At 47.8% G+C, this 24,268-nt stretch carries 25 protein-coding genes; 22 read left to right on the top strand and 3 right to left on the bottom strand.

The genetic code is table 11. The features are described from left to right. Position 1: 1 nt before the first annotated feature. Positions 2 to 508, bottom strand: coding sequence for a hypothetical protein (locus HMPREF2608_RS07785; RefSeq protein ID WP_283122305.1), 507 nt, complete (start codon positions 506 to 508; stop codon positions 2 to 4). A gap of 257 nt (positions 509 to 765) precedes the next feature. Between HMPREF2608_RS07785 and hisS the strand changes: the two genes are divergently transcribed. The 21 genes from hisS (at position 766) to HMPREF2608_RS07680 (ending at position 21,106) form a co-directional block, all read left to right on the top strand. After that, entirely contained in the window at positions 766 to 2,061 is a 1,296-nt protein-coding gene (gene hisS, locus HMPREF2608_RS07780) for a histidine--tRNA ligase (protein WP_070826529.1), read from the top strand. Continuing rightward, complete coding sequence (locus HMPREF2608_RS07775; RefSeq protein WP_070695350.1) at positions 2,062 to 2,691, top strand: YfgM family protein; 630 nt, start codon at positions 2,062 to 2,064, stop codon at positions 2,689 to 2,691. 141 nt (positions 2,692 to 2,832) lie between these two features. Next, on the top strand, positions 2,833 to 4,290 hold the full coding sequence (gene der / locus HMPREF2608_RS07770) for a ribosome biogenesis GTPase Der (RefSeq protein WP_049331367.1): 1,458 nt from the start codon (positions 2,833 to 2,835) through the stop codon (positions 4,288 to 4,290). Positions 4,291 to 4,587: 297 nt separating this feature from the next. Then, on the top strand, positions 4,588 to 4,884 hold the full coding sequence (gene hfq / locus HMPREF2608_RS07765; RefSeq protein ID WP_036493792.1) for an RNA chaperone Hfq: 297 nt from the start codon (positions 4,588 to 4,590) through the stop codon (positions 4,882 to 4,884). 78 nt (positions 4,885 to 4,962) lie between these two features. Next, positions 4,963 to 5,532: a tRNA 5-(aminomethyl)-2-thiouridylate-methyltransferase MnmM gene (locus HMPREF2608_RS07760; protein ID WP_070826528.1), complete on the top strand. Its 570-nt coding sequence runs from the start codon at positions 4,963 to 4,965 to the stop codon at positions 5,530 to 5,532. A gap of 55 nt (positions 5,533 to 5,587) precedes the next feature. Next, a complete protein-coding gene (locus tag HMPREF2608_RS07755; protein ID WP_003681989.1) occupies positions 5,588 to 5,962 on the top strand; it encodes a SirB2 family protein in 375 nt (124 codons plus the stop codon). 15 nt (positions 5,963 to 5,977) lie between these two features. Beyond that, positions 5,978 to 6,466 carry a 2-amino-4-hydroxy-6-hydroxymethyldihydropteridine diphosphokinase gene (folK, locus tag HMPREF2608_RS07750; RefSeq protein ID WP_070826527.1) on the top strand — a complete coding sequence of 163 codons (489 nt, stop codon included), beginning with the start codon at positions 5,978 to 5,980 and terminating at the stop codon, positions 6,464 to 6,466. Positions 6,467 to 6,563: 97 nt separating this feature from the next. Next, the gene (locus tag HMPREF2608_RS07745; protein ID WP_070826526.1) at positions 6,564 to 7,199 is read left to right on the top strand and encodes a deoxynucleoside kinase; all 636 of its coding nucleotides are present in this window, start codon (positions 6,564 to 6,566) and stop codon (positions 7,197 to 7,199) included. Positions 7,200 to 7,236: 37 nt separating this feature from the next. Then, positions 7,237 to 7,680 (top strand): peroxiredoxin, encoded by a 444-nt coding sequence (locus tag HMPREF2608_RS07740; protein ID WP_003683206.1) that lies wholly within the window; start codon positions 7,237 to 7,239, stop codon positions 7,678 to 7,680. An 83-nt stretch (positions 7,681 to 7,763) separates the two neighbouring features. Then, positions 7,764 to 8,636, top strand: coding sequence for a site-specific tyrosine recombinase XerD (gene xerD / locus HMPREF2608_RS07735; RefSeq protein WP_070826525.1), 873 nt, complete (start codon positions 7,764 to 7,766; stop codon positions 8,634 to 8,636). Between the two features lie 227 nt (positions 8,637 to 8,863). After that, positions 8,864 to 9,064 (top strand): (2Fe-2S)-binding protein, encoded by a 201-nt coding sequence (locus HMPREF2608_RS07730; protein ID WP_070826524.1) that lies wholly within the window; start codon positions 8,864 to 8,866, stop codon positions 9,062 to 9,064. Positions 9,065 to 9,195: 131 nt separating this feature from the next. Next, positions 9,196 to 9,429, top strand: coding sequence for a glutaredoxin family protein (locus tag HMPREF2608_RS07725; RefSeq protein ID WP_036472354.1), 234 nt, complete (start codon positions 9,196 to 9,198; stop codon positions 9,427 to 9,429). 69 nt (positions 9,430 to 9,498) lie between these two features. Next, positions 9,499 to 10,107 carry an SMC-Scp complex subunit ScpB gene (locus HMPREF2608_RS07720; protein ID WP_070826595.1) on the top strand — a complete coding sequence of 203 codons (609 nt, stop codon included), beginning with the start codon at positions 9,499 to 9,501 and terminating at the stop codon, positions 10,105 to 10,107. 251 nt (positions 10,108 to 10,358) lie between these two features. Beyond that, complete coding sequence (locus HMPREF2608_RS07715; RefSeq protein WP_070826523.1) at positions 10,359 to 12,374, top strand: BCCT family transporter; 2,016 nt, start codon at positions 10,359 to 10,361, stop codon at positions 12,372 to 12,374. Positions 12,375 to 12,573: 199 nt separating this feature from the next. Further along, positions 12,574 to 14,235, top strand: a complete 1,662-nt coding sequence (gene recN / locus HMPREF2608_RS07710; RefSeq protein WP_070826522.1) for a DNA repair protein RecN — start codon at positions 12,574 to 12,576, stop codon at positions 14,233 to 14,235. A 115-nt stretch (positions 14,236 to 14,350) separates the two neighbouring features. Then, positions 14,351 to 15,307, top strand: coding sequence for a glutathione synthase (gene gshB / locus HMPREF2608_RS07705; RefSeq protein WP_070826521.1), 957 nt, complete (start codon positions 14,351 to 14,353; stop codon positions 15,305 to 15,307). Between the two features lie 67 nt (positions 15,308 to 15,374). Beyond that, positions 15,375 to 15,758 (top strand): diacylglycerol kinase, encoded by a 384-nt coding sequence (locus HMPREF2608_RS07700; RefSeq protein WP_070826520.1) that lies wholly within the window; start codon positions 15,375 to 15,377, stop codon positions 15,756 to 15,758. Positions 15,759 to 15,889: 131 nt separating this feature from the next. Beyond that, positions 15,890 to 16,369, top strand: a complete 480-nt coding sequence (locus HMPREF2608_RS07695; protein WP_070826519.1) for a copper chaperone PCu(A)C — start codon at positions 15,890 to 15,892, stop codon at positions 16,367 to 16,369. A 126-nt stretch (positions 16,370 to 16,495) separates the two neighbouring features. After that, the gene (gene mnmA, locus HMPREF2608_RS07690) at positions 16,496 to 17,599 is read left to right on the top strand and encodes a tRNA 2-thiouridine(34) synthase MnmA (RefSeq protein WP_070826518.1); all 1,104 of its coding nucleotides are present in this window, start codon (positions 16,496 to 16,498) and stop codon (positions 17,597 to 17,599) included. Positions 17,600 to 17,691: 92 nt separating this feature from the next. Next, positions 17,692 to 19,347 carry an AMP-binding protein gene (locus HMPREF2608_RS07685; RefSeq protein WP_070826517.1) on the top strand — a complete coding sequence of 552 codons (1,656 nt, stop codon included), beginning with the start codon at positions 17,692 to 17,694 and terminating at the stop codon, positions 19,345 to 19,347. Between the two features lie 124 nt (positions 19,348 to 19,471). Further along, positions 19,472 to 21,106: a CTP synthase gene (locus tag HMPREF2608_RS07680; RefSeq protein ID WP_004519451.1), complete on the top strand. Its 1,635-nt coding sequence runs from the start codon at positions 19,472 to 19,474 to the stop codon at positions 21,104 to 21,106. Between the two features lie 62 nt (positions 21,107 to 21,168). On the opposite strand, the gene HMPREF2608_RS07675 is transcribed toward HMPREF2608_RS07680, so the two are convergent. Next, positions 21,169 to 21,915 (bottom strand): carbonic anhydrase, encoded by a 747-nt coding sequence (locus HMPREF2608_RS07675; protein ID WP_070734635.1) that lies wholly within the window; start codon positions 21,913 to 21,915, stop codon positions 21,169 to 21,171. Positions 21,916 to 22,303: 388 nt separating this feature from the next. Here HMPREF2608_RS07675 and HMPREF2608_RS07670 point away from each other — a divergent pair, with 388 nt between their 5' ends. Then, positions 22,304 to 23,419: a porin gene (locus HMPREF2608_RS07670; protein ID WP_070734633.1), complete on the top strand. Its 1,116-nt coding sequence runs from the start codon at positions 22,304 to 22,306 to the stop codon at positions 23,417 to 23,419. Positions 23,420 to 23,482: 63 nt separating this feature from the next. Here the strand turns inward: HMPREF2608_RS07670 and HMPREF2608_RS07665 are convergent, their stop codons facing one another. Beyond that, entirely contained in the window at positions 23,483 to 24,094 is a 612-nt protein-coding gene (locus HMPREF2608_RS07665) for a CNP1-like family protein (RefSeq protein ID WP_070734631.1), read from the bottom strand. Between the last annotated feature and the right edge of the window lie 174 nt (positions 24,095 to 24,268).

Below are 24,268 nucleotides of genomic sequence, written 5' to 3'. Positions count from 1 at the left end.
CTCACTCACATTTTTGTTTGCGTAAAACAAGTTTGTAATCGGTTTTGATGCTGGTTTGATCGCCAATCATCTTAAAATCATCTATCAAACAACGGTTTTCTGTACATTTCAACGTGAAATCTGCACCGACCCTATGGCCGTCAAATTGTTTAAATGTTGCCCGGACGGTATGGGGAGACGTGACCTTGACTTGCAAGGTTTTATGGAAGTTGTCAGGATGATCCTGACCAAAGCCCAAGTAGTAATGTATCGGCATGTCACACCCCAACTCCATATCGGGTTGCTTACGGATATTTGTGTCGAATTTATTGAATTGTCGGATGATTTTTTGTAGTTCAGGCGTAGTAACACGATTGTGTTCAGAGCCTAAATCCACTTTAGATAGATAAACCTTTTTGACTAAATCTATTTTGGCTTGATTATTTGTGGCATTATTGGCAGCCGTCGCTTGGGAGGGTAAGCTGGTGGTTAACAAGCCGATAACAAAAAGAGAGCGTAGTGTTTTCATGATGTGCATAGGGAAGGGATGAAAAGAATCCAAGTATAACGGCATTGAATCTATATTGAATATATTTTTAAGAAATTTAAGTTGCAAAGCAAGGGAAGTGTTGGAATCATTGAATGTGATTCTGCAATCTGCTTTACAGGCCGTCTGAATGCGAAAACCGATTTTCAGACGGCCTTTTGATTTGTTCCCAACCTCACAAACCCTTAAAAATCAGCTATAATGCCCAACTATTTGATTTTCGCTTATCCCATATTGAAATGGCACAAAAAATTCAATCTGTAAAAGGTATGAACGACCTTTTACCTGTCGAACAAAAAGATTTTAAACTGACGGCTGCATTTTGGCAGGCGTTTGAAGATACGGTCGGCCGTTGGACACGCGCTTACGGCTATCAGCAAATCCGTACGCCGATTGTCGAGCAAACCGGTTTGTTTGTCCGCTCCATTGGCGAGGAAACCGATGTGGTCGGCAAGGAAATGTACACCTTCTCCGATTCAAACGATTCTTTGAGTTTGAGCCTGCGTCCTGAAGGTACGGCTTCTTGTTTGCGTGCGGTGGTCGAACACAACCTTCTGTACAACAGCCCGCAAAAGCTGTGGTATATGGGGCCAATGTTCCGCCGCGAGCGTCCGCAAAAAGGCCGTTATCGTCAGTTCCATCAGGTTGGTATCGAGGCTTTGGGTTTTGAAGGGCCGGATATTGATGCGGAAATCATCGCGATGTCTGCCGACTTGTGGGAAAAATTGGGTATTCGCGAATACCTGACTTTGGAAATCAACAGCTTGGGCAACCGTGAGGAACGCGCGGCACACCGTGCGGCATTAGTTGAATATCTGACCCGTTATGAAGATAAATTGGACGAAGACAGCAAACGCCGTCTGAAAACCAATCCTTTGCGCGTTTTGGATACGAAAAACCCTGATTTGCAGGAAATCTGCAACGCGGCGCCGCGTCTGGTGGATTATTTGGGCGAGGCTTCGCAAAACCACTATGCACGCTTCAAGGCGATGTTGGACGGTTTGGGTATTCAGTATATTGAAAATCCGCGCTTGGTCCGCGGTTTGGATTACTACAATCAGACGGTTTTTGAGTGGACGACCGACAAACTCGGCGCGCAGGCGACTGTGTGCGGCGGCGGCCGTTACGATGGTTTGATTGAAGAGCTTGGCGGCAAACCTGTGCCGTCTATCGGCTTTGCGATGGGTATTGAGCGCCTGCTGCTTTTGGTGAGCGAATACGGCTCATTGGAAGTGAACGCCGCGCCTGATGTCTATGCAATGCACCAAGGCGAAGGTGCGGACTTGCAGGTGATGAAATACGCACAAGCCTTGCGCGCCCAAGGTTTCAATGTGATGCAGCATTCCGGCTATCAGAGCCTGAAAGCGCAAATGAAAAAAGCAGACAACAGTGGCGCACGCTTTGCCCTGATTGTGGCTCAGGATGAGCTGGCAAACGGTACGGTTACCCTGAAAGATATGCAGGGCAAACACGAACAACAAACCGTTGCCGCCGCTGATTTGACAGACACTTTACAACAATGGAAGAACGCATAAATGGCAGCTCATTTGGAAGAACAACAAGAGTTAGACAATTTTAAATATTTTTGGAAAAAAACCGGCCGTTGGATCTTTGCCTTGCTGATTGTGGCGGCTTTGGGGTATTTGGGTTACACCATTTACCAAGGCCAAAAAGCTTCAAAAGATCAGGAAGCCGCCGCAGTATTGGCGCAAATGGTGGAAAAGGCGCAGCAAAAAACCGACCCTAAAGCCATCAACGCCGATTTGGCCGAATTGCAAAAAAACTATCCTGATTCTATTTCGACAGCCCAAGCTACGTTGATGGTGGCGGCAACCGAGTTTGATGCCGGCCGTTATGATGTGGCGGAAGGTCATTTGAATTGGGTACTGAAAAACCAAAACGCACCGCTGGTTCAAGCTTTGGCAGCTCAGCGTTTGGGCGTTGTCCTGTTGCAGCAGAAAAAGTACGATGCCGCCATCAATGCCCTGAATACTCAGGTTGAGGCTGATTTCGAGCCTTTGATGCTGGAAACTAAAGGCGATGTTTACGTTGCCCAAAATAAAACCAAAGAAGCCGTACAAAGTTACGAAGCTGCTTTGAGCAAAATGCCGCAAACCGCAGTAGGCCGCGAATTGCTGCAAATGAAAATCGACAGCTTGAAATAAGTTTGTTTGAAATCAAGGCCGTCTGAAGTTGCAATGACTTTTCAGACGGCCTACACTTATCCTTATCAACCGTGTTTTTAAAACACCTGCTTGTGTTCCGCTCCCGTTTTTAGGCGGCACTTGACACAGAAAGACTCAATCATGAAACCAACCATCGCGCTTGTCGGCCGCCCCAATGTCGGCAAATCTACCTTATTCAACCGTTTGACGCGCACCAAAGACGCGCTCGTGCATGACTTGCCCGGCCTGACGCGTGACCGCCATTACGGTCATGGCAAAGTCGGCAGCAAACCTTATTTGGTCATCGATACCGGCGGCTTTGAGCCGGTTGTGGACAGCGGCATTTTGCACGAAATGGCAAAACAGACCTTGCAGGCTGTCGATGAAGCCGATGCAGTGGTGTTTTTGGTGGACGGCCGTACCGGTTTGACGCCGCAAGACAAAATTATTGCCGACCGTTTGCGCCAAAGCCCGCGTCCTGTTTATTTGGCCGTGAATAAAGGCGAGGGCGGCAATAGAGCCGTACTTGCCGCCGAGTTCTACGAACTTGCTCTTGGCGACCCTTATGTTATTTCAGGTGCGCATGGCGATGGCGTGTATTATCTGATTGAAGATATTTTGGAAACCTTCCCAGAGCCTGAAAAGGAAGAGGAAGAAGCGAAACATCCTGTTTTTGCTGTAATCGGCCGTCCCAATGTCGGTAAATCGACCTTGGTAAACGCCATCCTCGGCGAAGAGCGCGTGATTGCTTTCGATATGGCAGGCACGACGCGCGACAGTATTCATATCGATTTTGAACGCGAAGGCAAGCCGTTTACCATCATCGATACCGCAGGTGTGCGCCGTCGCGGCAAAGTGGATGAAGCAGTGGAAAAGTTCTCCGTTATCAAAGCCATGCAGGCGGTTGAAGCGGCAAACGTTGCTGTTTTGGTATTGGACGCGCAACAAGATATTGCCGATCAAGATGCGACGATTGCAGGTTTTGCTTTGGAAGCAGGCCGTGCTTTGGTGGTGGCGGTCAATAAATGGGACGGCATCAGTGAAGAGCGTCGCGAGCAAGTGAAACGCGATATCAACCGCAAACTGTATTTCCTTGATTTTGCTAAGTTTCACTTTATTTCTGCATTGAAAGAGCGCGGTATAGACGGTTTGTTTGAAAGCATTCAGGCTGCCTACAACGCGGCAATGATTAAGATGCCGACACCGAAAATCACGCGCGTATTGCAAAGCGCGATCGAGCGTCAACAGCCTCCGCGTGCTGGTTTGGTGCGTCCGAAAATGCGTTATGCCCACCAGGGCGGCATGAATCCGCCGGTAATTGTGGTACACGGCAATTCGCTGCACGCCATTTCTGACAGCTACACGCGCTATTTGACCCAAACGTTCCGCAAAGCCTTCAATCTGCAAGGTACGCCGCTCAGAATTCAATACAATGTTTCGGAAAACCCGTATGAAAATGCGGAAGACAAACCGAAGAAAAAACCGCTGCGCCGTGTCAGCCTAAGCAACCGTATTGAGAAACGCGAAGGCCGCAAGGAAGAGAAAAACCGCTTCAAGAAGAAAACCAAAGTCAGCGTGAAAAAACAATTCAGTAAATAAGCACAAAGGCCGTCTGAACAATTTCAGACGGCCTTTTTATAATGAAAAACAGCTTGTTAGAACTTCATGGCATATTTTCGATAGGATTTGCCGAATTTAAAAAAACATCCAATTTGGGTTTAGGGTTGTTGTGAATATGGAAATGAAACAGTCGGTTTGACGGGAAGTTCCCTTATTGCTGGATTCCTAAACGGTGTGATAGAAAAAAATAGTTGGTAATTTATCCTATTCGGGGCTACAATTCCATCAAACGCCGATTTTGGCGTCTTTACAATCATAATAATGGAGCTCAAGAATATGACAGCTAAAGGACAAATGTTACAAGATCCTTTTTTGAATGCGTTGCGTAAAGAGCACGTTCCGGTTTCGATCTACTTGGTAAACGGCATCAAGCTGCAAGGCCAAGTGGAATCATTCGACCAGTACGTTGTTCTGCTGCGTAATACTTCCGTCACTCAGATGGTTTACAAACACGCTATCTCAACAATCGTTCCTGCACGCGCAGTCAGCCTGCAACACGAAAACAAACAACCTCAAGCCGCTGCCGCAGCTGCTCCGGTTCAAGTTGAGACTGTGCAACAACCTGCCGAATAAATGATGTAACGCATTCCTGTTTTTCAATACCTTACCGCTTTTGCGGTAGGGTATTTTTATTTTCAGACGACCTTTATCATGCTGCTTGAAAACATTCTTCCTTTTGCACATTCCCTGTTACGACAAGCCTTAAAATCAGGCTGCCGCGCTTTGGATGCGACGGCCGGAAACGGGCATGATACTTTGCTGTTGGCGCAGTCGGTTGGCGAGACGGGTAGGGTGTGGGCATTTGATGTGCAACCCAAAGCATTAATGCAGACTCAAGGCCGTCTGAAAGAAAATGGCGTAGATGGTTGGGTAGCTCTGATACATGACGGCCATGAAAACCTTTTATCTTATCTCGACGAGCCTTTAGATGCCGCAGTATTTAATTTCGGTTGGCTGCCGGGTGACGATAAAAGCTGTACAACTGAGGCTGCAAGCAGCATCCGTGCGCTGACGGATACTTTGGGTTTGCTGAAAGAGGGCGGGCTTGCCGTGGCGGTATTGTATCCGGGGCATGAAGCCGGCCGAATAGAGGCTGAGGCGATTGTGCAATGGGCGGAAACTTTGCCGCAGGAAGCATTTGCCGTGTTACGCTATGGCTTTGTCAACCGCCGCAATGCGCCTCCCTATCTGCTGGCAATTGAAAAGTTGCGTCAGAAATAGATGTTTGCGGTAAAATAGCTGCTTTGTTTTTCAACCTTTAACATAAGAAACTGCCATGCAATATCTGTTTGTAAAATACAGCCATCAGATTTTCGTTGCCATTACCATTCTGTTGTTCAACATCCGTTTTTTCCTGCTCTGGCGTCATCCTGAGAAGCCGTTGGCTGGCATTTGGAAAGCCATGCCACATTTGAACGACACCATGTTGCTGTTTACCGGCTTATGGCTGATGAAGATTACCCATTTTTCGCCGTTCAATGCACCGTGGCTCGGCATGAAAATCCTGCTGTTGCTGGTTTATATTGTGTTGGGCATGATTATGATGCGTTCGCGTCCGCGTTCGCCGAAATTCTATATCGTCTACGTTTTGGCCATGTCGTGTGTTGCCACGATTGTTTTCCTTGCCAAAACCAAAACGCTGCCGTTTTAAAAGAGGCCGTCTGAAATGTATCCGCATTTTGCCGTTATCGCTTTGGGCAGCAATCTTGCCAATCCTGCCGAACAGGTTCGCGCAGCTTTGGCCGAATTGGCCGCGCATCCTCATATCCGGCTTGAAAAGACTTCTTCCCTGTATCTGACTGCGCCGGTCGGCTATGACGATCAGCCTGATTTTGTGAATGCCGTTTGTGCGGTGAAAACTTCATTGGACGGCGTAGCGCTGTTGGCAGAGTTAAACCGCATCGAGGCCGAATTTGGGCGCGAACGTACTTTCCGTAATGCGCCGCGCACCTTGGATTTGGACATTATCGATTTTGACGGTATCCGCAGCGATGATCCGCATCTGACCTTGCCGCATCCGCGCGCGCATGAGCGTAGTTTCGTGATGTTGCCGTTGGCCGAAATCCTTCCGGATTTCGAGTTGGGCGAGCATGGACGTGCGGCTGATTTGGCTCAGGCTTTGGGCGGGCAGGGTATTCGCCTGTTAAAAGAATAAGGGCCGTCTGAAAAACGGACTAAAACAAGAAAGGGCGTGTTGGACACGCCTTTTTTGCTATAAAATATTGTTGGGAAACACATTACAAAGAGTTACTATGAATCCTCGTTATATTGTTGTCGAAGGCGCCATCGGTAGCGGCAAGACCGCTTTGAGCCGCCGCTTGGCAGAGCATTTCAGCGCGTTGCTGTTGTCAGAGAATCCGGATCACAATCCGTTTCTCATGAAGTTTTACAGCAATGTTTCCAATAATGGCTTGGCTGCCGAACTTTTCTTCCTGACGCGCCGCGCTGAAAGCGTGAATATTATTGAAGAGCAATGCGCGCAAGGCGGAATGGTTGTGGCTGACTTTTTATTGGAAAAAGACCGTATTTTTACGTCCATCGTTTTGAATAATGATGAGCAGCAGCTTTTTGCCGATATGAAGCAACGCATTCTGCCGCAATACGCGGAGCCCGATGTGGTGATTTATCTGCAAACAGCCGTCGAAAACAACCGCAAACGCCTGCAAAAACGTCACGAAGGTATCATCAGCTTGTTTCCCGAAGGCTATTTGGGACGGGTGCATGACGAATACAGCCATTTCTTCCATTTGTATCAAAGAGCGCCTTTGCTGACTGTCAATGCCGATGAGTTGGATTTGGCCGGCAATGACGACCACTTTCAGCTTTTGTTGCGTGCATTAGAAGATTTTCAAGGTACGCGCAGTTATTTGAATTTAAGCGAAAAATAAACGCAGGCTAGGTTTAGGCCGTCTGAAAGGAATAATTATGTCAAAATATCAATTCACACTCCCATCTTCTTCCGGCAGCGATTTTAACTCCGCCGAACATTTGCCGTTGGTTGTCTATTTTTATCCTAAAGACAGCACGCCCGGCTGTACCACTGAAGGCTTGGATTTCAATGCCCGATTGGAGCAATTCAAAGCATTGGGCTATACCGTTGTCGGCATTTCGCGCGACGGTGTCAAATCGCATCAGAATTTCTGCGCCAAACAAGGCTTCCAGTTTGAATTGTTGAGCGACAAAGAAGAAACCGTCTGCAAACTGTTTGACGTGATCAAGCTGAAAAAGCTTTACGGCAAAGAATCACTCGGCATCGAGCGCAGCACGTTTGTGTTGGATGAAAACGGCGAAATCGCCCATGAATGGCGCAAAGTCAAAGTGGCCGGACACGCGCAGGAAGTTTTGGATACAATTTCTCAAGCTTCTTAAAATAGGGCTTTGAAAACCTAAGGCCGTCTGAACGGATGTAAAGCCATGCCGTTCAGACGGCCTTTCAATACAGTTTGATAAATATGGACGATTTAATAGACAAGCTGCTTGAATCCCTTTGGCTGCAAGACAGGCTCAGCCACAATACGCTGCAGAGTTACCGCCGTGATTTGGTCAAGGTCGCGGCGCGTTTGGCCGAGGGTGGGCAGGATTGGTTGAGTGCCGATGAATTTTCCCTGTCTGATGCCGTGTATGCGGAAGGGGAAAAAAGTACGTCCCAAGCGCGGGCATTGTCGGCTTGCAAGCGCATGTACGGCTGGTTGGAAGAAACGGGTCAAAGAGCAGACAATCCTACCCGTTTTCTCAAGGCGCCGAAATCGGAACGAAAACTGCCCACGCTGATTACCGAAGCCCAAATCGACGCGCTGCTGGCTGCGCCGGATGTGGAAACGTCGCACGGACTGCGCGACAAAGCCTTGCTTGAAGTCATGTATGCAACAGGTTTGCGCGTGACCGAAGCCGTCAAATTGACGCTCAGCGATATCGATTTACATCGCGGCAGTATCCGAACCATAGGCAAGGGCGACAAATTGCGTCTGGTTCCGCTGGGTCAGGAAGCGGCGTATTGGGTGGAACGTTATTGCAACGAATCGCGCCCGTTGTTGTTGAAAAATAAAATCTGCGACGAAGTGTTTGTCAGCCAGAAACGCAGCGGCATCAGCCGTCAGCTTGCATGGATGATAGTCAAAGAATATGCCGAAGCAGCCGGTATTGCTTCACTCAGCCCGCACGGCTTGCGCCATGCTTTTGCCACGCATTTGGTCAATCACGGCGTCGATTTGCGCTCAGTCCAGATGATGTTGGGACATTCCGATATCAATACTACGCAGATTTATACCCATGTTGCCAATATCCGTTTGAAAAACATGGTCGATGAACACCATTCCCGTTCATAAATAAAGGCGGCATCTCGAAGATGCCGCTTTTTGTTATTGAGGCCGTCTGAAAGGTTATCAAACTTTAAAATTATAAAATATCAATCAAAATATAAAATTCCATAGAAAAATTTCAAAACAAAAGGACAGTGCCAATATTGCAATGCAAACCGTTTTTATTTATATTTACGTTCAAGAATAAATCCTACTCTCAATTACAGAGGGTAACAAAATTATTGGAGCACATCATGTTTGTCTGCATCTGCAACGCCATTACTGACCACGACATCAAAGAGACCATCGCCGCCGGTGCAACCACCATGAGCGATTTGCAGGCTCAATTGGGCGTGGCGACTTGTTGCGGTTGCTGCGGCGAATTGGCTGCATCGTTTTTGACTGCAAGCAGCGCCCAAAATGCCGTGACTGCCGGGATCAACGTTCAGTCTTAATTTCAGAATACACATAAAGGCCGTCTGAAGGCGTCGTTTCGCGCCTGTTCAGACGGCCTTTGTCATGCCTGTATGGTTTGGAGGCATTTTGCTATACAATGGCCGCTTTTGTTCCTCCGAGAGTAACCGCCATGAAACTGACCTTGATGTTTCGGGAATATTGCAGCCTGTGCCACAAAATGCGCGAACAATTAAAGCCTTATCAGGAGCAGTTTGGATTTGAGCTGGACATTGTCGATGTTGATGAAGATCCGGTTTTAGAAGAAAAGTACAATGAGCTGGTGCCTGTTTTGCTGGATGGCGATACCGAAATCTGCCATTGGTTTTTGGACGAAGAAAAACTGAAAGCGCATTTGAGCGCGTGACAAACTGTTGACCATATTGTCTTTCAGATGGCCTTTGGCTGTTCATGCCGCCTGAACATTGATTTTATTATGACTGAAAAACTTTCTCCCGATGCGCTGATTGAAGCGGCGCTGTTGACGCAAGTCGAACCCTTAAACGAAAAAGCCATGCGAGAATTGTGCGTGCCTCCGTTGTCGCAAGACAAGCTGATTGATGTGTTGGCGCAACTGAAGGCCCGTTGGCAGGGCAGGGCTTTGCAACTGGTGCATACCCATGAGGGCTGGCGCTTCCAAATCGCCCAAGCCGCATTTGAACGACTGGGCAGCCTGCAAGAGCAGCGCGCGCCGCGTTATTCCCGCGCCGTGATGGAGACGCTGGCGATTATTGCCTATCAGCAACCGGTAACGCGTGGCGATATTGAAGGCATACGCGGCGTGGCGGTGTCGCAAAATGTCATGCAAACCTTGCAGGATAGGGGCTGGATTGAAGTCATCGGCCACCGTGATTCTGTCGGCCGTCCGGCATTGTGGGCAACAACGGCAACATTCTTAAGCGATTTGCGTTTGGAAAGTTTGGAAGAATTGCCGCCACTGACAGAATTGGGTGAGCTGGTGTTACCTGATTTAATGGAAACGCCGCCGACAGGCGATGAGGAAACTGAAGAAGCAGTTGAATCAGGAAGCAGACTGATTAACTGATTTGAATGTAAAGGCCGTCTAAAACAATCGTGTTTCGGACGGCCTTTATTATTGTATAACATCATGATTTTAAATATAATTTTTATCTATTTTAATAACTTATTGATTTTGTGATATAATTTGAAAAAGCATTAGAATAAATATCTCTCATTCTGTAATAGCTTGAGAAGACATACGGAAACGTTTCTCTCTTTATCAATCGGCAGCCCGTTTGTTCTTCAAATATGCGCTGTATCAACTACGGAACCGATATGAAATTTAAACAATTTATTCAAAACAAATCTTCTTTCAATCCAAGCGTGGTCGGTATTACGCTTTTCTTCGTCCTTTTGCTTTTGTCAGCTGCTTTGGTTTGGCCTCAAAATACAGAGGCTTTGTTAAATGCCATGAAGCAGTTTATTTTTCAAAATGTCAGTTGGTTTTACATTCTGACTTTCTCTGTATTCCTTATTTTCTTATTGGCGCTTCCCATCAGCAGCTTCGGCAGTATCAGGCTGGGTGCAAACGAGGACGAACCTGAGTTTTCGTTTTTATCATGGCTGGCCATGCTGTTTGCGGCCGGCATGGGCGTGGGCTTGATGTTTTTCGGTGTGGCTGAGCCTTTATCGCATTTCTCTTCCCCGATTGCCAAAGGCAATGCGCAAGAGGCGATTCTGCATACGGTGTTCCACTGGGGGATTCATGCCTGGGCAATCTACGGAATCATTGCGCTTGCTTTGGCGTATTTCGGTTTCCGCTATAAATTGCCGCTGGCGTTGCGCTCCTGCTTTTATCCGATTTTAAAAGACAAAATCAACGGCAAAATGGGCGATGCCATCGATGTGATGGCTTTGATTGCGACTTTGTTCGGTATTATCACAACCTTGGGATTTGGCGCGGCACAAATGGGTTCCGGTTTGTTGAAGATGGGCTGGGTGCAGGATAACAGCTATGTCTTGCAGGTCGGCATTATCGTTGTTGTGATGGCGATTGCCATATTTTCCGCAACTTCGGGCGTGGGCAAAGGCGTCAAAATTTTGAGTGAAACCAACTTGGTGTTGGCACTGTCATTGCTGTTGTTTGTCTTGTTGAGTATGCCGACGACGTATTTGATTTTCGCATTCAGCGACAATTTGGGCACTTATTTGAGTAACTTCGTTTCGTTCAGCTTTAAGTCATATACCTACGAGCCTGAGCATACAAAATGGTTTACCGGCTGGACGGTGTTGTATTGGGCTTGGTGGTGTTCGTGGTCGCCTTTTGTCGGTTTGTTCATTGCCCGAATTTCGCGAGGCAGGACCATCCGCGAATTTATTTTTGGCGTATTGGCAGTGCCTAGCCTGATGAGTATTTTGTGGTTTACTGTATTTGGCAATTCAGCCTTGTGGCTGGACACGCATGTGGCAAACGGCGCCTTGTCTGCCTTGACCAACGAGCCTGAAAAATTGTTGTTTGCCTTTTTGAATTATTTGCCGTGGCCGGTTGTCAGCAGCTTGGTAGCATTGCTGGTGATTTCGCTGTTTTTTATCACTTCTGCCGACTCAGGCATTTATGTGCTGAACAATATTGCTTCGCGCGATAAAGGGCTGGCTTCGCCTAAGTGGCAATCGGTTATGTGGGGCGTGTTGATTTCGGCTGTGGCTATTGTGTTGTTGGGTGCCGGCGGTTTGCCTATTTTGCAAACCATGACCCTGATTGCGTCTCTGCCGTTTGCGGTGTTGATGATTTTTATGATGGTTTCTTTGTGGAAAGCTCTAAACAACGATGCCAACTATTTTGCAACCGCCGTTAATCCGAGCAGTATTTTCTGGTCGGGCGATCATTGGAGGGAACGCCTTGGCCAAATGATGAATCAGACGCAGGAAGTCGATATCATCAAATTTATGAAAAATACGGCGCTTCCGGCAATGCAGGAATTGAAAAACGAATTGACCGAAAAATACAATATGGACGTAGAAATCCGTTGCCTGTTGCAACAGGATGAGCCGTCGGTGGAGCTGGTGGTGCATAAAGGGACGGTAAGGGATTTTGTCTATGGGATTAAATCCGTAAAGCGGGAAATTACCGACCAGTTGATTCGTGAAGACAGCCTGCCTCATTTCAAATATGCAGCAACGTTCATACCGTTGACGTATTTTTCGGATGGGCGCGATGGATACGATGTGCAATATATGACGCAAAAAGAATTGATTGCCGATATGCTCAAGCAGTATGAGCGTTATCTGAACCTGCTTGCCGGAGTGGGGCAGGAATTGATGGGGCATGAACAAGTAGAGCTGGCAGAGTAAAGCAAATTTAGGCCGTCTGAAAATGTAGCAATATTCAGACGGCCTTTTTATTGCTTGCTTAAAAAATAATTTGTTTAAAATAAATATCTTAGATAGATTATAAGAAAAATCTGATTTAAACTATAAAAAATCTTAGTTATAATCAGTTTATCTAAAGCTATTCCGCATAGGTGCGGGTGATTTACTAAGGAATACTGCAATGCTGTTGGCACTTTCTTTGCGTGATTTTGTCATTGTTGAAAACCTGAATCTTGATTTTCAAAACGGCTTTACCGTATTGACGGGCGAGACCGGCGCAGGCAAATCGATTACTCTGGACGCGATTGGCCTGTTGTTGGGCGATAAAGCCGATTATAGCCAAGTGCGAAGCGGCGCCAAAGAAGCGCAGTTGTCGGCTTTGTTCGATATCAGTAGTTTGCCTGAGCTGAAAGCGCAGCTGCAGGAGCAAGGTCTTTTGGAAGAAGATGCCGAAGAGCTCAGCATCCGCCGTATTATCGATGCCAAGGGTAAAAGCCGCAGTTATATCAATAATCAGGCAGCAACATTGGCGCAGCTGAAAGCCATCGGCGAGCAGTTAATCGATATTCACGGCCAAAATGCCCATCATTCGTTGAATCAAGAGTCTGCGCAACGCGAGTTGTTGGACGCATTTGCCGGCAGCAAAGAGCAGGCAGAAATGGTCAAACAGCTTTATCAAAACTGGGTCAATGCGAAAAAGGCACTACAAGAAGCGCAAGAGCAGGCAGAAACCATGGCCATCGAACGCGAGCGTTTGGAATGGCAGTTTAATGAGTTGAACCAATTGGAGCTCAAACCCAACGAATGGGAAACCTTAAGCCAAAGCCACGACAGTCTGGCGCATTCGGCCGAGTTGCTGCAAACCGCCGAGCAGGTGGGCGACAGTATAGACGGAGACAACGGCATCCAACGTCAAATCTACCAATGCCAAAAACTGTTGGGCAATCTGCAAAACATTGAGCCGCGCTTTGCCGAGAGCTTGAATATGTTGGCAAGTATTGAAGCAGAATTGGGTGAAATCAGTGCCAATATGCGTGATGTGGCTGGTCGCAGCGACATCGATCCTAATGAATTGGCCGCACAAGAAAGCCGTATGGGCGAATTGATGAGTATGGCGCGCAAATACCGCATTGAGCCGGAAGAGTTGCCGCAAAAGTTGGCGGAAATCGACGAGCGCTTGCAAAACCTGCACGCGGCTGCTGATTTGGAAGCCTTGGAAAATGCAGTCGCACGCAATCTTGCCGAATACCACGAAGCCGCCCACATTCTCTCCGCCATGCGCCATCAGGCGGCCGGCCGTTTGGGCGAAGAGACCACCGAGCATATGCAGCATTTGGCCATGAAGGGCGCACGTTTTGACATCGTCTTGTTGCCGTCTTCGCCGACCGCGCATGGTCTGGAGCAGGTGCAATTCCAAGTAGCAGCGAATAAAGGCAATCCGTCCCGACCTTTGAATAAAGTGGCTTCCGGTGGCGAATTGGCGCGTATCAGCTTGGCTTTGCAAGTGGTTGCCAGCCAATACACGCAAGTGCCGACATTGATTTTTGATGAAGTGGATACCGGTATTGGTGGCGGTGTTGCTGAAATGGTCGGTAAAGCTTTGCGTGCATTAGGTAAAAAACATCAAGTTTTGGCGGTAACCCATCTTCCTCAAGTAGCCTCTTGTGGTGAAAACCATTGGCAGGTCCGCAAGCATAGCGAAGGGGAGCAAACCGTCAGCGAAATCAGCGTCTTGAACCATCATCAGCGCATTGAGGAAATCGCGCGTATGCTGGGTGGCGAAATCATTACCGATACCACACGCAGCCATGCCGCCGAACTCTTGCATTTGGCAGCCGCCTAAAAGCCTCAAGGCCGTCTGAAAATAGGATTCAGACGGCCTTTTCTATATTTTGCCACCTTTTCAGGCAGGCAGAATACAAGGTATGATTATATCGTCTGTTTACAAGGAAATTTTGATGAAAGTCCTGTTTATCGCCGATCCAATGGCAAGTTTTAAAACCTATAAAGACACTACTTACGCCATGATGCGTGAAATGGCAAAGCGCGGTTGGCAGCTTTTTCATACCTTGAGCGGAGAATTGTCCGTCCGTGAAGGCTTGGTGGTGGCTCAGGCGGCGGCATTTGAGTTTGTCGGCGCGAAGAATGATGACGATCACGAATGGTTTAAAGCAGAGACAAAAGTTCAGACGGCCTTAAAAGATTTCGATGCGGTCATTATGCGCACTGATCCGCCGTTTAATATGCAATATCTGTATGCGACCCAGTTTTTAACTTTGGCAGAGCAGCAGGGCGCAAAAGTATTTAACAGCGGACAAGCAATGCGTGATTTCAATGAGAAATTGGCGATTTTGAATTTCAGCCAGTTTACCGCGCCGACTTTGGTTACCACACGTTCCGCCGATGTCCGCGCATTTTTGAAAGAACACGGCGACATCATCATCAAACCTTTGGACGGCATGGGCGGTATGGGTATTTTCCGCCTGACCGAATCCGACCCTAATATCGGCAGTATTTTGGAAACCCTGATGCAGCTTGATTCACGCACCATCATGGCACAACGTTATATTCCTGAAATCGTACATGGCGACAAGCGCATTTTGATTATCGGTGGGGAAGTTGTTCCGTATGCTTTGGCGCGTATTCCTCAAAATGGTGAAACGCGCGGCAACTTGGCTGCCGGCGGCCGCGGCGTGGCGCAGGAGTTGAGCGAGCGTGACCGTGAAATTGCAGAAACCCTTGCGCCTGAATTGAAGCGCCGCGGTATTTTGCTTGCCGGTTTGGATGTCATCGGCAGCAACCTGACCGAAGTCAACGTAACCAGCCCGACTGGCTTCCAAGAAATCATGAAGCAAAAAGATTTCGACGTTGCTGCCATGTTTGCAGATGCCGTAGCATCTTGGGTAAAACAATAAATCCAAAGGCCGTCTGAAAATTGACCTGACCGTTTTTTTCAGACGGCATTCTAATGTTGAGAATATGATGGAACCATCTTCCTACGCTTCCGAGAAAAAAGGCAAAAACGGCATCAAGCGCATCATTAATGCGTTTGGTTATTCCAAAGACGGACTGGCTGCCGCGTATCGTTATGAAAGTGCATTTCGCCAAGTTTTTTGGTTGAATCTGATTTTAATTGTCTTGGCCTTATTCCTTGATTTCGGCTCGGCCATCAAAATGGTGCTCATTGTTGCATCGTTTATTTCATTGGTTACCGAATTGTTTAATACCGCCATCGAGGCAGCCGTTGACCATACCTCTACTGAAAAACACGAGCTGGCCAAGCGTGCCAAAGATGCCGGTTCGGCCGCGCAACTGATGGCTTTGTTCATGTTATTTATTGTTTGGATTATTGCATTAACTGCTTAAAAATATGGTAATATGGTAATTCGTTAGGATTAGATAGTATTAATTAATCTATATCAAAGTTTTCAGACGGCCTTTGGTTGTAAGATGAAGGCTGTATATCCCAGCCATTTGGCAAACACAAGGAGCAAAACATGAAAAAATTAATGGCAACCCTGATTCTGGCAGGCTTGGCAACTTCCGTATCTGCAGCCGGTATCCATATTGAAGACGGTTGGGCACGTGCCACTGTCGAAGGTATGAAAATGGGTGGCGCATTCATGAAAATCCAAAACGATGAAGCCAAACAAGACTTCTTGGTAGGCGGCAGCAGCCCTGTTGCAGAACGCGTTGAAGTACACACCCATATTAACGACAACGGTGTTATGCGTATGCGCGAAGTTAAAGGCGGCGTGCCTTTGGCGGCAAAAAGCGTAACCGAGCTGAAACCAGGCAGCTACCACGTTATGTTCATGGGTCTGAAAAAACCGCTGAAAGAAGGCGAAAAAGTACCTGTAACCCTGAAATTCAAAAACGCGAAATCTCAAACTGTTGAGCTGGAAGTGAAAACTGCACCGCAATCCGGCATGGATCACGGTCACGGCCATGGTCATGGTGGCGCGCATCAGCACTAATTGATTGAATTTTAATATAAAGGCCGTCTGAAAGCCATTGGGCTTTCAGACGGCCTTTTCTGTCGTTAAATCAAAATGTGCTAAAATCAAGCTTTAAAAAATATATTTGAAACCCACATTCACCTCATGAATACTACCCCCACACCAACAAACATCATCGTCGGCCTTTCCGGCGGCGTCGATTCCTCCGTTACCGCAGCCCTACTCAAACAGCAAGGCCATCAAATCAGCGGCGTGTTCATGCAGAACTGGGAAGATGACGACAACGACGAATATTGCAGCATCAAACAAGATTCCTTTGATGCTATTGCCGTTGCCGATATCATCGGAATCGATATCGACATCGTCAATTTCGCAGCACAATACAAAGACAACGTATTTGCCTATTTCCTTAAAGAATACAGCGCAGGCCGCACGCCGAATCCGGATGTGTTGTGCAATGCCGAAATCAAATTCAAATGCTTTTTGGACTACGCCATAGAGCAGGGCGCCGATACCATTGCCACCGGACACTATGCCCGCAAAGAAGTTCGAAACGGCGTGCATTACCTGCTCAAAGGCTTGGATCAAAACAAAGACCAAAGCTATTTCCTGTACCGCCTCAAACCTTTCCAACTCGAGCGCGCGATTTTCCCATTGGGCGAGTTGGAAAAACCTGAAGTCCGCCGTCTTGCCGAAGAATTCAAATTACCGACTGCAACCAAAAAAGACAGTACCGGCATCTGCTTTATCGGCGAGCGCCCGTTCCGCGAATTTCTGCAAAAATACCTACCGACCAATAATGGCAAAATGGTTACCCCTGAAGGCAAAGTAGTCGGCGAACACGTCGGCTTGATGTTTTACACGCTGGGTCAACGCAAAGGCTTGGGTATCGGCGGCGCAGGCGAACCATGGTTTGTTGCGGCCAAGGATTTGACCAAAAACGAACTGATTGTCGTCCAAGGCCATGACCATCCTTTGCTTTATACGCAAAGCCTGATTATGAACGATTTGAGTTTCACATTGCCCGAACGTCCAAAAGAAGGACGCTATACCTGCAAAACGCGCTACCGTATGGCTGACGCGCCTTGTACGTTGCGTTACTTGGATGATGAAACCATCGAGCTTGTTTTTGACGAGTCGCAATGGGCGGTAACTCCCGGACAGTCAGCGGTACTGTACGACGGCGATGTGTGCTTGGGCGGCGGTATCATCATGTCCACCGACAAGCCTGTCATTATTACTGCTTAATAAAAGGGCCGTCTGAAAACGAAGCGGCAGATTAAATCAAGCCTTTCAGACGGCCTCCATTCTAAAAACGACTAAAACAAAGACTGATCAATATGGAAAAACTCTGGCTCAAAAGCTATGAACAAGGTGTCAACCCCGAAATCGATATTTCTCAATACAGCTCTATCAGCGACGTATTCCGTCAAAGTGTCGAGAAATTTGCGGATAAACCTGCTTTTCAAAACATGGGCAAAACGCTGACTTATGCCGAAGTGGGCAAGTTGGCTACCGATTTTGCGTCTTACCTGCAAAACGTATTGAAATTGCCGCGCGGTGAGCGTGTGGCGATTATGATGCCGAACGTTTTGCAATATCCGATTGCGCTTTTCGGTATTTTGCAGGCCGGTTTGGTGGCAGTGAATACCAATCCGCTTTATACGCCGCGCGAGTTGGAGCATCAGTTGAAAGATAGCGGTGCGACAACGATTGTCGTATTGGAGAACTTTGCCAATACGTTGGAGCTGGTGTTGCCGCGTACGCAAATCAAACATGTGATTGTCGCGTCGGTCGGAGAAATGTTCGGCATGATTAAAGGCGCGTTGATGAACTTCGTCATCCGTAAAGTGAAAAAAATGGTGCCGGAATACCGCATTCCCAATACCGTGACTTTTCAGACGGCCTTGAAGCAAGGTGCGGCAAATACGTTCAAACCAGTCGAGTTGACGAGCGATGATACTGCCTTGCTGCAATATACAGGTGGCACGACCGGTTTGGCAAAAGGTGCCGTCCTCAGTCACGGCAATATCTGCGCCAATATGTTGCAGGCAAAAGAATGGATTAAAAACAGCCTGCACGAAGGCAAAGAAACGGTTATTGCCGCGTTGCCGCTTTATCATATCTTTGCCTTGACGGTAAACCTGATGATCTTTGCGAATACCGGTTCTAAAATCATCCTGATTACCAATCCGCGCGACATGAAAGGATTTGTCGGTGAATTGAAAAAAGAGCCGATTAGCGTGTTTATTGGTGTGAATACCCTGTTTAATGCGATGGTCAACCGTCCAGATTTTGCCGAAGTCGATTTTTCCCGTTTGAAGCTGACTTTGGGTGGCGGTATGGCAACGCAAAGAGCCGTGGCGGAAAAATGGAAAAAAATCACCGGTACGCCGATTGTGGAAGCCTATGGCTTGACTGAAGCCAGCCCGGGCGTATGTTGTAATCCTTTGAATATTGAAGCTTACAGCGGCGGTATCGGTCTGCCTGTTCCTTCAACTGAGATAGAATTGCGCGATGCAGACGGCAAAGAAGTGCCTATCGGACAACCGGGCGAATTGTGGGTGCGCGGCCCACAAGTGATGAAAGGCTATTGGAACCGTCCTGAAGAAACTGCCAAAGCAATCGATGCACGCGGCTTTTTAGAGACCGGCGACATTGCCGTGATGGATGAAAAAGGCTGGCTGAAGCTGGTGGACCGCAAAAAAGATTTGATTGTGGTATCCGGTTTCAATGTATATCCGAACGAAATCGAAGAAGTGGTGGCCAGCAACGACAAAGTCTTGGAAGTCGCCTGTATCGGCGTGGCAAGCGAGAAAACCGGTGAAGCGATTAAGGTCTTCGTCGTACGCAAAGACCCGTCTTTGACCAAGGAAGAACTGATCGATTTCTGCCGCAAAGAACTGACGGCGTATAAAGTGCCGAAAGACATCGAATTCCGCGACGAGTTGCCAAAATCCAACGTTGGCAAAATCCTGCGCCGCGAGCTGCGCTGATATACAGAATCAGTATGATAAGGCCGTCTGAATACGCTGTTTTCAGACGGCCTGAAGCTTTTGCCGTTTGCCAGAATATGCTGCTTCAAGTTAAAATCACACATTCCAACATGGGTGTCACATCATGACTAAATTTATTTTCGTAACCGGCGGCGTTGTATCTTCTTTGGGTAAAGGTATCGCCGCCGCTTCTATTGCTACTATTCTCGAGTCGCGTGGCTTGAACGTGACCATGCTTAAGCTCGACCCGTATATCAACGTTGACCCGGGTACCATGAGCCCTTTTCAACACGGCGAAGTATTCGTGACCGATGACGGTGCGGAAACCGACCTCGACCTCGGTCACTACGAGCGTTTCATTAACGCCACCATGACCCGCCGCAACAGCTTCAGTACCGGCCAAGTCTATGAAAATGTGATTGCCAAAGAGCGTCGCGGCGACTATTTGGGCGGTACCGTACAAGTGATTCCGCATATTACCGATGAAATCAAACGCCGCATCCACGAAGGCGCGGCCGGTTATGATGTGGCGATTGTCGAAATCGGCGGTACAGTCGGCGATATCGAATCGTTGCCTTTCTTGGAAGCCATCCGCCAAATGCGCAGCCAGCTCGGCCGTAACAATACATTGTTTGCCCACCTGAGCTATGTTCCTTACATTGCCGCCGCCGGCGAAATCAAAACCAAACCGACCCAGCATACCGTTAAAGAAATGTTGAGCATTGGTTTGCAACCCGACATCCTGATCTGCCGTATGGACAGAGAAATGCCTGCGGACGAGCGCCGTAAAATTGCTTTGTTCTGTAACGTTGAAGAACGTGCCATCGTGGGCAGCTACGATGTGGACAGCATTTACGAATGCCCTGAAATGCTGCACAACCAAGGCATCGACAGCATCATTACCGAGCAGTTGCAGCTGAATGTCAAACAAGCCGATTTGACCGAATGGAAGAAAATCGTTCACGCGATTCAAAATCCGAAACACACCGTCAAAATCGCAATGGTCGGCAAATACGTTGATTTGACCGAGTCCTACAAATCGCTGATCGAAGCCCTGAAACACGCGGGTATTCACACTGAAACCGACGTACAAATTACCTTTGTCGACAGCGAAAGCATCGAGAAGGGCAATGGCGACGTTTCCATGCTCAAAGACATGGACGCGATTTTGGTGCCGGGCGGCTTTGGTTCACGCGGCGTAGAAGGCAAAATTGCCGCCGTACGTTATGCACGTGAAAACAACGTACCATACTTGGGCATCTGTTTGGGCATGCAAATTGCCTTGATCGAATACGCCCGCGATGTTGCAGGCTTGAAAGGTGCGAACTCTACCGAGTTTGACTTGAAATGCGCCGCGCCTGTCGTTGCCCTGATTGACGAATGGCAAACTGCCGACGGCAGCGTAGAAACCCGTGACGAATCTGCCGATTTGGGCGGTACTATGCGTTTGGGCGCACAAGAAGTTGACCTCAAACCGGGCAGCCTTGCTGCAAAAATCTACGGCAGCGAACATATCCGCGAACGTCATCGCCACCGCTACGAAGTCAACAACAACTATGTTCCTCAGTTGGAAAAAGCCGGTTTGGTCATTGGCGGCGTATCCGCAGGCCGCGAGCGTTTGGTTGAAACCATCGAATTGCCAAATCATCCTTGGTTCTTCGCTTGTCAGTTCCATCCGGAATTCACTTCCAATCCGCGCAAAGGCCATCCTTTGTTCAGCGCGTTTGTGAAAGCCGCGTTGGGTAACAAAAAAGCCTGATTGATGTGATTGAAAAAGCACCCGTTTCCGGGTGCTTTTTTGTTTTCAGACGGCCTTAGAAGTTATTTGTCTTCATTGACTTCACGGTTGTTCAAAGGTTGTACGGGACGGTTGTTTTCGCCGCCGATAATGTCGCGCATGGCTTTAAACTGTGCCGCATCTGCCTGAACCGGAGTTTTTAAGACAACCCAAGTCACGTTTTCGCTGCAAGGCGGCGTTGTCAGCGAGCCTTTCAGCTGGAATGACTTGCTATCTTTAGGCAGCAGGGCTTGGATATTCAAGTTTTTCAACATTACGGATTCGCCCGCTTTCAGTTTTTTGGCAGTGAGTGCGGACAAGGCAGGGTTGTTTTTGCCCGGTTTAAATACAGAGCCGATGACCGCCAAAGTACCGTCTTCGGCTTGATGGACGAAATGCGCTTCCATCGGGAAATGTTTGCCTTTGAAAGTATGTTCGCTCGGCGTATGGAAGTGGAATTGTTTGAAGGTATAGGTTTTACCGTTAATCACGATGGTTTGGGCCTTGCCTTGCGGCGTGGCTTGAAGGGTATGGCCGTTATTTTCTACTTTGTAGTCGGCGACGTTGTAACGGTATGCCGGTTGTTTGCCTTTTACTGCTTTTGTTGTGGAGAAGTCAACTGGAGATTGCTGTTTGCCTGTTTTGCAGACGGCAAAGTCTTCACTCAAGTCGCCCCAGTGTGCAGCATCGTTTTCACCTGTGTAAGACCAATGTGCATGATGGGTTTCGGCGGATACCGCTGCAGTAGAGACAGCCATTAGCAAAGATAAAAAGAAATGTTTGTTCAACATAAAGGCTCCTATTTATTTATATTAGGTAAAAGGAAAAATTTATACCAAATAAATTATTGATATAAAAAAACTTCTTCATAAGAAAAAAGTTAATGATAGTGGCAATTTGGGGATATTGGGTTGATATATGGCAAACATTTATCAAGCAATCATTTTTGATTAAATGATTGCAATAAGAGGGATGATTGTCCTTGCCGTGACTTTGAATGGGAGAGGCCGTCTGAAATTTCTTTCAGACGGCCTGTTTTATTTAAAAATGTTGTAAAAAGTCTAAACTCTAATGAATAAAAGTGTCTATCAAGATGAAAGTAGTTGTTTGTAGCGTTGGAAAACATTAATATTGCTAAACGTGTTTTCACGAGATTTTAACTTTGTTTTGGAGAGAATAATGAAAAAATCGATTATCGCTTTGGTTATTGCTGGTTTGCCGCTGGCTGCATCTGCAGAAGTGATTCTGTATGGTCAAATCAAAAGCAGCGTGACGGTCGGTCAAGTAAAAATCAAAGGTGATGCAGGTTCTGAAACCAGCTCTACCGCAACCAGCATCAATGACAATACCTCCCGTATCGGTTTCAAAGGCAGCGAGAACTTGGGCGGCGATTTGAAAGCCATTTGGCAAGTTGAACAAAAAACAGCAATCACCGGCGATTCCCAAGGTTTTGCCACTCGGGACTCCTTCATCGGCCTGCAAGGTAACTTCGGTAAGATTCGCGCCGGTAAACTCAGCAATATGCTGAACGAAATGGACACCATCGATCCATGGATGTACAAAACCAATGCTGCAGGCTTGGGCATCTTTACCCGTACCGGCAACCGCAACGCCGCTGTACGCTACGACAGCCCGGATTTCGGCGGATTCAAATTCAACGTGTCTTACGCACCGCGCGACAATCGCAATCCTTCAGACAAATACACGCATACCAAACCGGCCAAAGACCAATACACCGGCGGCGTGAGCTTCTCTAAAAACGGCTTTACTGCCAATGCGGCTTACGGCCACTATAACGGCGCGTACACCGACAATTCCGGCAAAGTCAAAGCGGCGCAAATCGCCAAAGTCGAAACTTACTACAACAAAGACAATCTCTTTATCGGAGGCGGCGTACACTATGCCAAAGGCCATGAGACAGCCAACAAATATTTAGGCTATTTCACCGATGGTTTTAATGAGTACAAGGGTAGTGACATCACTACCGACTCAGGCAAAGAGGAAGCTGTGAAAGTGGTTGATGCAGCGGTAACTGTCGGCTACAAATTGGGCAATGTTACACCGCGCATTACTTACGCGCACGGCTGGCCTGCCAAGGGCGTGAACAGCGGCGAGAAATTGGTGGATAAATTCGACCAAGTCGTTATTGGCGGCCAATACACCTTCAGCAAACGTACCGGCGTCAATGCCCAACTGGCGTATCTGAAAGTCGGCAACAAAACCCATCTGACTGCTGCCAACAAAGGCGGCGTTGAACAAAAAGCCGCTTCTGTGGGCCTGTATCACAAATTCTAAGCTGTCTTGAAAGACAAGGCCGTCTGAAAAATTTCAGACGGCCTTTTTGTTGATTAAAGCGGTTTATTTGTCGTGGTTGGTCAGCGTTGTACCGTGACGGCCGCCACGTTCTTTCAAACGTTGTACCAAGCCTTCGACTGTTGTCGGCATGCCGTCGATACAGAATGCCTGATACAGGGCGGTGTGTAGGGCGTCGTTGCGGCTGAACGCATTGCCGGTCAGCTTCCAATCGCCTTTGCGCGGCTCGATCCAGCGGTGGTTTACTGTGTCGCCGTATGCGAATACTTTGTAAGAAGAACGCTTGTCGTTGCTGTAAGTAAAGGACGTGCGGGCGCAATAGAGGCCTTCGACGGAGAGGTTGTCGTAGCCTTTGTCGGAGCGCACATTCAAGACGTAGCGGATGCTGTTGTCCGGCGCAGGCATAATTTGCAGGCTGCTGAGCAGGATTTTGGGCTGCTTGCCGTAGGTTTCGTTGACATAGAGGTCGAACCAATCACCCGATTGGGTATCGGGCAGGGGCGGCAACTCGGCTTTGTGTTCTTTAAACTCGCGTGCGGCAACTTCTTCAGGGCTTTCCTGATAACGCGTGTTGGTCAGCGTATCCTTTTGGCTGAAACCCAAAGCAAATGCTTGAGTCGCGGCAAGGCTGAGAGCGAGAAGGGCAAAACGGCGCATAGACAGCTCCAAAGTGAAAAATGGCTTTATTTTATGGGCTTGCAGGGTGGGGTGCAAGTAAGTGCGGTATAATTGACGTTAATTCTGATTAATATGACGAGTTTTCATCATGAATACACAAACTCTGGATGTCATTGGTTTGAAGTGCCCTCTGCCGATTTTGCGTGCCAAAAA

It is taken from the genome of Neisseria sp. HMSC064D07, from assembly GCF_001837185.1.
GTDB lineage: Bacteria > Pseudomonadota > Gammaproteobacteria > Burkholderiales > Neisseriaceae > Neisseria > Neisseria flavescens_C.
Note: the sequence above shows the minus strand (reverse complement) of the source record. Positions and strands in the feature narration are given on the sequence as shown.

Excerpts from the sequence above, each read along its gene's own strand:
- HMPREF2608_RS07785 (WP_283122305.1), bottom strand. The coding sequence starts at position 508 with ATGAAAACACTACGCTCTCTTTTTGTTATCGGCTTGTTAACCACCAGC.
- hisS (WP_070826529.1), top strand. The coding sequence starts at position 766 with ATGGCACAAAAAATTCAATCTGTAAAAGGTATGAACGACCTTTTACCT.
- HMPREF2608_RS07775 (WP_070695350.1), top strand. The coding sequence starts at position 2,062 with ATGGCAGCTCATTTGGAAGAACAACAAGAGTTAGACAATTTTAAATAT.
- der (WP_049331367.1), top strand. The coding sequence starts at position 2,833 with ATGAAACCAACCATCGCGCTTGTCGGCCGCCCCAATGTCGGCAAATCT.
- hfq (WP_036493792.1), top strand. The coding sequence starts at position 4,588 with ATGACAGCTAAAGGACAAATGTTACAAGATCCTTTTTTGAATGCGTTG.
- HMPREF2608_RS07760 (WP_070826528.1), top strand. The coding sequence starts at position 4,963 with ATGCTGCTTGAAAACATTCTTCCTTTTGCACATTCCCTGTTACGACAA.
- HMPREF2608_RS07755 (WP_003681989.1), top strand. The coding sequence starts at position 5,588 with ATGCAATATCTGTTTGTAAAATACAGCCATCAGATTTTCGTTGCCATT.
- folK (WP_070826527.1), top strand. The coding sequence starts at position 5,978 with ATGTATCCGCATTTTGCCGTTATCGCTTTGGGCAGCAATCTTGCCAAT.
- HMPREF2608_RS07745 (WP_070826526.1), top strand. The coding sequence starts at position 6,564 with ATGAATCCTCGTTATATTGTTGTCGAAGGCGCCATCGGTAGCGGCAAG.
- HMPREF2608_RS07740 (WP_003683206.1), top strand. The coding sequence starts at position 7,237 with ATGTCAAAATATCAATTCACACTCCCATCTTCTTCCGGCAGCGATTTT.
- xerD (WP_070826525.1), top strand. The coding sequence starts at position 7,764 with ATGGACGATTTAATAGACAAGCTGCTTGAATCCCTTTGGCTGCAAGAC.
- HMPREF2608_RS07730 (WP_070826524.1), top strand. The coding sequence starts at position 8,864 with ATGTTTGTCTGCATCTGCAACGCCATTACTGACCACGACATCAAAGAG.
- HMPREF2608_RS07725 (WP_036472354.1), top strand. The coding sequence starts at position 9,196 with ATGAAACTGACCTTGATGTTTCGGGAATATTGCAGCCTGTGCCACAAA.
- HMPREF2608_RS07720 (WP_070826595.1), top strand. The coding sequence starts at position 9,499 with ATGACTGAAAAACTTTCTCCCGATGCGCTGATTGAAGCGGCGCTGTTG.
- HMPREF2608_RS07715 (WP_070826523.1), top strand. The coding sequence starts at position 10,359 with ATGAAATTTAAACAATTTATTCAAAACAAATCTTCTTTCAATCCAAGC.
- recN (WP_070826522.1), top strand. The coding sequence starts at position 12,574 with ATGCTGTTGGCACTTTCTTTGCGTGATTTTGTCATTGTTGAAAACCTG.
- gshB (WP_070826521.1), top strand. The coding sequence starts at position 14,351 with ATGAAAGTCCTGTTTATCGCCGATCCAATGGCAAGTTTTAAAACCTAT.
- HMPREF2608_RS07700 (WP_070826520.1), top strand. The coding sequence starts at position 15,375 with ATGGAACCATCTTCCTACGCTTCCGAGAAAAAAGGCAAAAACGGCATC.
- HMPREF2608_RS07695 (WP_070826519.1), top strand. The coding sequence starts at position 15,890 with ATGAAAAAATTAATGGCAACCCTGATTCTGGCAGGCTTGGCAACTTCC.
- mnmA (WP_070826518.1), top strand. The coding sequence starts at position 16,496 with ATGAATACTACCCCCACACCAACAAACATCATCGTCGGCCTTTCCGGC.
- HMPREF2608_RS07685 (WP_070826517.1), top strand. The coding sequence starts at position 17,692 with ATGGAAAAACTCTGGCTCAAAAGCTATGAACAAGGTGTCAACCCCGAA.
- HMPREF2608_RS07680 (WP_004519451.1), top strand. The coding sequence starts at position 19,472 with ATGACTAAATTTATTTTCGTAACCGGCGGCGTTGTATCTTCTTTGGGT.
- HMPREF2608_RS07675 (WP_070734635.1), bottom strand. The coding sequence starts at position 21,915 with ATGTTGAACAAACATTTCTTTTTATCTTTGCTAATGGCTGTCTCTACT.
- HMPREF2608_RS07670 (WP_070734633.1), top strand. The coding sequence starts at position 22,304 with ATGAAAAAATCGATTATCGCTTTGGTTATTGCTGGTTTGCCGCTGGCT.
- HMPREF2608_RS07665 (WP_070734631.1), bottom strand. The coding sequence starts at position 24,094 with ATGCGCCGTTTTGCCCTTCTCGCTCTCAGCCTTGCCGCGACTCAAGCA.